The organism is bacterium, assembly GCA_040755795.1.
GTDB lineage: Bacteria > UBA9089 > CG2-30-40-21 > CG2-30-40-21 > SBAY01 > JBFLXS01.
On the sequence record JBFLXS010000196.1, the window covers coordinates 1 to 7192 of the forward strand.

Annotated in this window: 11 protein-coding genes; all 11 read left to right on the forward strand. The window is 37.4% G+C overall.

All coding sequences use genetic code 11. The features are described from left to right. The first annotated feature begins 143 nt into the window (after positions 1 to 143). Positions 144 to 416, forward strand: a complete 273-nt coding sequence (locus AB1414_12500; protein MEW6608243.1) for a hypothetical protein — start codon at positions 144 to 146, stop codon at positions 414 to 416. 216 nt (positions 417 to 632) lie between these two features. Continuing rightward, entirely contained in the window at positions 633 to 1103 is a 471-nt protein-coding gene (locus AB1414_12505; protein MEW6608244.1) for an MOSC domain-containing protein, read from the forward strand. After that, positions 1082 to 1627: an HDIG domain-containing metalloprotein gene (locus AB1414_12510; GenBank protein ID MEW6608245.1), complete on the forward strand. Its 546-nt coding sequence runs from the start codon at positions 1082 to 1084 to the stop codon at positions 1625 to 1627. The genes AB1414_12505 and AB1414_12510 overlap by 22 nt, the downstream gene beginning before the upstream one ends. Positions 1628 to 1629: 2 nt before the next feature. Beyond that, positions 1630 to 2172: a class I SAM-dependent methyltransferase gene (locus tag AB1414_12515; protein ID MEW6608246.1), complete on the forward strand. Its 543-nt coding sequence runs from the start codon at positions 1630 to 1632 to the stop codon at positions 2170 to 2172. Next, complete coding sequence (locus tag AB1414_12520; protein MEW6608247.1) at positions 2169 to 2336, forward strand: hypothetical protein; 168 nt, start codon at positions 2169 to 2171, stop codon at positions 2334 to 2336. Before AB1414_12515 ends, AB1414_12520 begins: the two co-directional genes overlap by 4 nt. Then, entirely contained in the window at positions 2333 to 2617 is a 285-nt protein-coding gene (locus AB1414_12525) for a J domain-containing protein (protein MEW6608248.1), read from the forward strand. Before AB1414_12520 ends, AB1414_12525 begins: the two co-directional genes overlap by 4 nt. Positions 2618 to 2647: 30 nt before the next feature. Next, positions 2648 to 3289 (forward strand): methyltransferase domain-containing protein, encoded by a 642-nt coding sequence (locus AB1414_12530; protein ID MEW6608249.1) that lies wholly within the window; start codon positions 2648 to 2650, stop codon positions 3287 to 3289. Positions 3290 to 3578: 289 nt separating this feature from the next. Then, complete coding sequence (locus AB1414_12535; GenBank protein ID MEW6608250.1) at positions 3579 to 3914, forward strand: nucleotidyltransferase family protein; 336 nt, start codon at positions 3579 to 3581, stop codon at positions 3912 to 3914. Further along, positions 3907 to 4248, forward strand: a complete 342-nt coding sequence (locus AB1414_12540) for a DUF86 domain-containing protein (protein MEW6608251.1) — start codon at positions 3907 to 3909, stop codon at positions 4246 to 4248. The genes AB1414_12535 and AB1414_12540 overlap by 8 nt, the downstream gene beginning before the upstream one ends. Positions 4249 to 4259: 11 nt before the next feature. Further along, positions 4260 to 5909, forward strand: a complete 1650-nt coding sequence (locus AB1414_12545) for a site-specific DNA-methyltransferase (GenBank protein ID MEW6608252.1) — start codon at positions 4260 to 4262, stop codon at positions 5907 to 5909. Between the two features lie 382 nt (positions 5910 to 6291). Further along, positions 6292 to 6753 carry an IS200/IS605 family transposase gene (gene tnpA / locus AB1414_12550; protein MEW6608253.1) on the forward strand — a complete coding sequence of 154 codons (462 nt, stop codon included), beginning with the start codon at positions 6292 to 6294 and terminating at the stop codon, positions 6751 to 6753. Positions 6754 to 7192: the final 439 nt, after the last annotated feature.

A 7192-nucleotide genomic window follows, 5' to 3' on the forward strand; every position in this document is an offset into this window, starting at 1 on the left:
TATCTGAAGAAGTGAGTAGGATACTTATAGCTTTAATCAAATCAATTAAGAGTAAAATAGTATGAAGTATTTTCCCCCTTTCCTACTTCCTACTACCTACTTGCTTGGTATGCTGAATAGTTACAAATAAAGAAAGAGGTAGTGTGCAGGGAGAAATCGAAGAAGTTGTTGAAGAAGAAAAAGAGGCAGCCGAGCCAATCGCTTGTGACCCGGCTATATTTTGGAAAGTAAATAAAGAGATAGATTATCACTTCGAGTTAAATCCCCCACCTTTAAATGCCGCTATTCTGCATCGGCTTGGTGTCCCACAGTTCTGGATGGGAACTGAAAAAGACTTCTACAAAACGATGGAGAAGATATACAAAGATGTAAGTAACTCGGCCATAAAAATTGCATATTTATCAAAAGAGGTGTAGGAAAGGGAAAAGGGGAAAGTTTCGACCTGTGCGGTTAAATGTAAAATGAAAATGTATAACTGAAAGGTAATGAGTCTGGCGAAGTACTACAATTTCCCATTTTTCATTTTCTATTTTACATTTTACATTTATTTTCCCTTTGCGTCTCTGCGATGAATTAGTCTAATCGCACAGGTGGAAGTTATTCATCTCTATTTCAGAGGTTTCTAAGAAGACATGAAAGAATCAAAAATGACAGAAGGTAGGGTTGTTGGTGTTTGCATAAGTAAAAAACGGGGTGTTTCAAAAGAGAATGTTGGCAGCGGTATCTTGCAAAAAGATTACGGGCTTGTCGGTGATGCTCACGCAGGAACAAATAAGCAGGTGAGTTTGCTGGCTCAGGAAGATATTGAAGAAGCAGACATCCCCGCTTTTCCAGGTGATTTTGCTGAAAATATTACCACCAAAGGTGTTGACCTGCTGGCTCTAAAGATTGGTGATGAACTGCAGATAGGGGAAGCGGTGGTCTCAATAACCCAGTTTGGTAAATCCCCAGAAGAGATGCGAGGGCATACCTTTTCTTATCAGGGAATTGCCCTTCTGCCCACAAAAGGTGTTTTTGCTAAGGTGATAAAGGGTGGGAAAGTGAAGGTTGGGGACAAAATCAGGGTAACGAGGAGGGATAAATGGAAAGACAAGAAGGATTAAAACTTGTTAAGTCAAAGCTCAAGAACAAAAACCTGGTAAAACATGCTCTGGCTACACAATCATGTATGGAAGCCTTAGCCCAGCATTTTGGGGAAGATGAAGAAGCCTGGACTATGGCAGGTCTTCTGCATGATTTAGATTATGAAGATACCAAAGACGATTTTTCACTTCACGGCTTTGTTACTTCAGAGATGCTTGAAAAGGAAGGAGTCGATAAAGAGATTATTGAGGCCATCAAGGCACATCCAGGGCATATAGAAAGAACCTCTAAGATGGCTAAGGCACTTTATGCGGTCGATCCCTTGACAGGCTTGATTGTTTCAGCCACCATTATGCATCCTGAAAAGAGATTGTCAGCAGTAGATACAGAGTTTGTGCTCAGGCGATTTAAGGAAAAGCGTTTTGCTGCTGGAGCAAATAGGGAGCAGATCAATGCTTGCCAGGAACTGGGGCTTGAACTTTCGGAGTTTGTCACTATTTGCCTGGAGGCGATGCAAAGAATCAGTAAGGAATTGGGGTTGTAAATATGAATAAACCAATGTCTGATTTTCATTTCAAGATTATGTCCTCTATTGGAATAAAGCTCAGAAACCTCTTTTTACCACCCAGAAAGATCATAAGAGAAGTGGAAATCAAGTCAGGCTTTCAGGTTCTTGATTTTGGTTGTGGACCAGGATATTTCACCCTTATGGCGGCTGAGATAGTGGGAGAATCAGGGAAAGTTTATGCTATGGATATTCACCCACTTGCAGCTAAAATGGTTGAAAAAAGAGCGAACAAAAAGAAATTAGCTAATGTAAAAACCATCCTTTCTGATTGCCAAACTGGTTTGCCTGATAATACCATGGATGTTATTCTATTCTACGATACCTTTCATCTCTTAAGTGAGCCGGATAAAGTATTAGTAGAATTACATCGGGTTTTGAAGCCAAATGGAATCCTGTCTTTCAGCGAGCACCATATGAAGGAGGATGAAATCATATCCAAAGTAACAAATAGAGAATTGTTCAGGCTGTCGAGAAAGGGTAAAAGAACATATAGTTTCTTGAAGGAGGAACCGAAGAAATGAACATCTTCAAAAAACTTATGGCTGTGGGATGTCGGGTTTGCCCTCTTTGTTGGTATGCCCGTGAGCACCCAAAGAATTGGTTGGGTAGGCTCATGCAGTGGCATGGTAAATGGTGCCCTGTCTGGAAGGCTCATGAAGAATTTTATGGAGAAAAGAGAGATTGATAAATTTTAAAAGCATTGATGAAGCAAGAAGAATATTAGGATTAGGTGAAGATGCTACCATCTCTGAGATAAAAGGGGCGTATCACGAAAAGGCCAAAGAATTACATCCTGACAAAGGCGGAGAGGATGAGCAAATGAAAAGGCTAAATGAGGCCTATAAATTGATTATGTCTTATTGCTCAACCTATAAAATCTCCTTTAGACAAGAGGATGTTAAGCGGGCTAACCCAGATGTGATGGAACGATTCTTGCATGACTGGATGTGGGGGGATGGGGTGTGATAATTTCGGATTTTAGATTGAGGATTGTAAATGAAGAGTGAAGAGTTATTTGATCAGTATGCTGAGAAATATGATGAATGGTATGAAAAGAATCGCTTTGCATACCTTTCAGAACTTGAGGCGGTAAGAAGTGTTTTGCCTCAGGGTAAAGGTTTAGAGGTAGGAGTAGGCACAAGTAGATTTGCCGCTCCTCTTGGGACATCAATCGGCATAGACCCATCCTTCAGAATGCTTAAAAAGGCTGCTAAACGAGGGATAACCGTGATACAGGCACTCGGAGAGCACCTTCCCTTCAAGGAGGCTGAGTTTGATTATGTGCTCTTAATTGTTACCTTGTGTTTTGTGGATAACCCCCAGGCTGTCCTGGCAGAGTCTAAACGAGTGCTTAAGCCAGAAGGTAAGCTCATCATTGGCATAGTAGATAAAGATAGCTTTCTTGGTAAAGCCTATCAGGATAAGGATAGTGTATTTTACAAGATGGCCAGGTTTTATTCAGCTCAGGAGGTTATAGAGCTGGTGGCGGCACACAACTTTAAGGAAATAACAACCATACAGACCATCTTTTCCTTGCCAGAGAACTTAAAGGAAATAGAATCCATCAGGCAAGGATATGGAGAGGGCGGATTTGTAGTTATATCTGGGATTAAAAGTAGTCAGCATCAAGTTGACTGAAAAAATAAGGTTGACTATTATGCTTCTTTAGGTTATAATAATTCTTATTAGCGTTGGGTAAATTTTTCAACCTGTACGGTTAAATGTAAAATGGATATTGCAAAATGAGAAATGTAAAAGACAGATAGCAGGGGCAGACCTCAACTCTTCGTTGTACCCGACAGCAAGGGCTATGCTGTTCTTATGAAAGTTTTGTGGTTTAATGATCTTACATATGAACAGATTTTAGCAGATAATCTTTGAGGAATAAAGTGTAAGCAAATATCCTAAGGAAATTTAGGAGAAAGTTATGAAAGAAAAAATACTTACAAAAGAAGAAATAATAAAAAAACTTAGAGAAAACAGGGAGATTTTAAAAAGGTATGGCGTGAAAAGAATAGGTTTGTTTGGCTCTTATTCTCAAGGAAAGCAAAAAAGCAACAGTGATATTGATTTAGTTGTTGAGTTTGGGTTATCAAACTTTGGCAAAGATTTTAAAGGACTTTTTGATGTATTTATGGATTTGTCTTCCTATATCGAAAAATTGTTTGATAGAAAAGTAGATATACTAACTCCTGATAGTATAAGAACTATAAGAATAAAAGAAGTTGCTGAAGAAATTGAAAGGAGCATAATATATGTCTAAAAGAGGAGATAAAGAATTTCTTTGTGACATAAAAGAAGCAATAGGAAGAATTAGAAATTATATTGACGATATGAGTTATAAAGAGTTCCTACAGGATATAAAAACACAAGATGCTGTTGTCCGCAATATAGAAATTATTGGAGAGGCGGTTAAACATTTATCCAACAGTCTAAGAAATAAATACAAGAATATCGAATGGAAAGATATTGCCGGAATGAGAGATAAAATCATTCATTTTTATTTTGGTATAAAATGGGAGCTTGTATGGTCCGCTGTAAAAGACAAGCTGCCTGAATTACTGACTAAAATAGAGACAATTATCAAGGGAATATAGGGATAAAATAAATGGCAACGCTAAATTTTAAAGGGAAAACATTTGTTCAGAATCATCACCTATCGGTGAAATATCATCAGCTTGTCCCTAAAAAAGATAAAAGTTTGACTGATAAAGTTAGCCTTAATGATAACCTTATACTTCACGGGGATAATCTCAAAAATCTAAAAGCCCTTCTCCCTACTTATACTGGCAAGGTGAAATGTATCTATATCGACCCACCATACAATACAGGAAATGAAAGATGGGTGTATAACGATAATGTCAATAGTCCGATGATGCAGGAGTGGCTCGGTAAGGTGGTTGACAGAGATGATTTGACCCGCCACGATAAATGGCTCTGTATGATGACGCCAAGATTAAAATTGCTACGGGAATTGTTGAGAGAAGATGGCGTGATTTTTGTGAGTATTGATGATAACGAAGTACACCATCTGAGGATGTTGATGGATGAGGTGTTTGGAGAAGGGAATTTTATCACTCAATTGATTTGGAGAAAACGAGCTGGTGGAGGGAGTGATAGTAAATATATTTCTGTTGAACATGAATATTGCATTTTGTATACGAAATCCATAGATAAAACAGAAATTAAAAGATTAGAATTAGATGATAAAACCTTGAGAAACTATCCTTATGAGGATGGTTATGTAAATACGAGAGGAAAATATTGCTTAAAGCCTCTTCATAATGATGGACTTCAAGATAGTCCAGGATTACATTATGATATAGAATGTCCTGACGGAACCTTACTGAAAGGGATGGAGCATCAATGGGTATATTCTGAATCTACTTTTAAAGATAAACTTAAGGATGGACGTATTGAATTCAAAAAATCCAAGAATGGTTGGAAAATTTATTATAAAGTCTATTTAAATGAAGAAAAAGGTAAATTGGTTTATGATGAAGAAGGTAATATAGTTCAAAGAAAAAGAAAACCATTTTCAATTCTTTACGAGGTTTCGTTAAACAAGGATGGAAATGCCGACTTAGCTGCTATCTCAATGGATAAAAAATTTGATTATCCAAAGCCAGTTGATTTGATAAAACATTTATTGAAATTGGGAACTGATAAAGAAGGCATTGTTTTAGACTCCTTTGCTGGCTCTGGCACCACTGCCCATGCAGTCTTAGACCTAAACAAAGAAGATGGTGGTAACCGTAAATTCATCCTGGTTGAATGTGAAGATTATGCAGACAGAATAACTGCAGAAAGGGTGAGAAGGGTTATCAAGGGTGTCCCAAATGCAAGAGATGAGAAATTAAGAAACGGCTTAGGTGGCACATTCAGCTATTTTGAACTTGGTGATCCGATTGAGATGGAGAGTATTTTAGAAGGCGATAAGCTGCCCACCTACCTTGAGCTTGCAAGATATGTGTTTTATACGGCTACAGGTGAGGAATTTGACCTGCAAAAAGTTGATGAGAATAGAAACTTTATCGGTGAATCAAAGGAATACGAGGTTTATCTGTTTTACAAGCCAGATATTGAATATCTTAAATCCACTGCACTTACGCTTGATAGGGCAAAGAACTTAGGGGCGGACAAGGGCAAAAAGCGATTGGTTTTTGCACCCAGCAAGTATCTTGATACCGATTATCTTTTAAAATACCGTATTGATTATTGTCAATTGCCGTTTGAAATCTATAAGCTGAAGGAATGATTGAGATGTCTATTTTGATGAGGATGGATATGCACAAGTGACAAGTGCATATTCAGAGATTCACGGTGCAGTGGATTGTTTTATTAAAGATTGTAATATTGTTTTAGCCAATAGCAATCAACTAAAATTGTTCGACCTGTGAAATAGGTTTAAATAAAAGGCAAGGAACTTTTCATAGATATAGATGTTCAAGATCTACTCCTACTAAAGATAGGTCGCTCCTACGGAGCTGCAAATATATTGCTTTTGCGAAATTACTACAAACAGATTGCTTCTACGGAGCTTTATTCAGGAGGAGGAATCAATTAGCCTCACAGAGGCAACCTGTTTGTAGGAGGAATCAAATTAGCCAAAAATTAGCTCCAGAGGAGCGACCTGAAAAATGGCAAACACCTATTCTCAAATTTATATTCAAATTGTATTTGCTGTAAAAGGCAGACAACATCTCATTCCTAAACAACATAGGGAAGAATTGCAGAAATACATCACAGGTATTGTTCAAGCCCGTGAACAAAAAATGTTATCTATATTCTGTATGCCTGACCATACCCATTTGCTTGTGGGATTAAAACCATCTATTGCTACTTCTAATTTAGTAAGAGACATAAAGGCAGGTTCATCAAATTTCATTAACAATAACAAATGGATACGAGGTAACTTCAATTGGCAAGAAGGGTTTGGTGCATTCTCCTATTCCAGAAGCCAGGTTGATGATGTGATTAAATACATTTTAAATCAGGAATATCATCATCGCAAAAGAACTTTCAGAGAAGAATATATTGAGTTCTTGAAAAAATTTAAAATTGAATACGATGAAAAATATTTATTTGAATGGATTGAATGAGTTAGGTCGCTCCTATGGAGCTTTATGTTATAGGTGGGGTATTTTTTTTCTACAAATAGATTGCTCCTCTGGAGCAAATTTAATAAGCAAAAGATAGAGGGATGGTCAAAGATATATATGGTCGCAGAAGCAATTAGCATCCTATTGCCATGTTAAGTAAGTTTTCTCACACTTTTTTCTAATGATGGAGAAATGGAAGGGAACACATCTTGTAATGGTAGATTCCTTAAAACTGTGAAAGAACTTAGTTAACACGGTACTGGCTCAATCAGAAGGGGCTACTATTATTACTCTGGAGAAGAAAGAAACCCCTAATAGAATACCTGTAGTTGCTACTCATTATCAAGTTAAATCTATTGACCATTTGTAAGAGTTCAGGTAGGATATAAAAAATAAGGAGAAAGGGAGAAGATGGAGAAGTGGAGAAAAGAAGAGTTAA

Coding starts and splice junctions, on each gene's coding strand:
- AB1414_12505 (MEW6608244.1), top strand. CDS start 633: ATGAAAGAATCAAAAATGACAGAAGGTAGGGTTGTTGGTGTTTGCATA.
- AB1414_12510 (MEW6608245.1), top strand. CDS start 1,082: ATGGAAAGACAAGAAGGATTAAAACTTGTTAAGTCAAAGCTCAAGAAC.
- AB1414_12515 (MEW6608246.1), top strand. CDS start 1,630: ATGAATAAACCAATGTCTGATTTTCATTTCAAGATTATGTCCTCTATT.
- AB1414_12520 (MEW6608247.1), top strand. CDS start 2,169: ATGAACATCTTCAAAAAACTTATGGCTGTGGGATGTCGGGTTTGCCCT.
- AB1414_12530 (MEW6608249.1), top strand. CDS start 2,648: ATGAAGAGTGAAGAGTTATTTGATCAGTATGCTGAGAAATATGATGAA.
- AB1414_12535 (MEW6608250.1), top strand. CDS start 3,579: ATGAAAGAAAAAATACTTACAAAAGAAGAAATAATAAAAAAACTTAGA.
- AB1414_12540 (MEW6608251.1), top strand. CDS start 3,907: ATGTCTAAAAGAGGAGATAAAGAATTTCTTTGTGACATAAAAGAAGCA.
- AB1414_12545 (MEW6608252.1), top strand. CDS start 4,260: ATGGCAACGCTAAATTTTAAAGGGAAAACATTTGTTCAGAATCATCAC.
- tnpA (MEW6608253.1), top strand. CDS start 6,292: ATGGCAAACACCTATTCTCAAATTTATATTCAAATTGTATTTGCTGTA.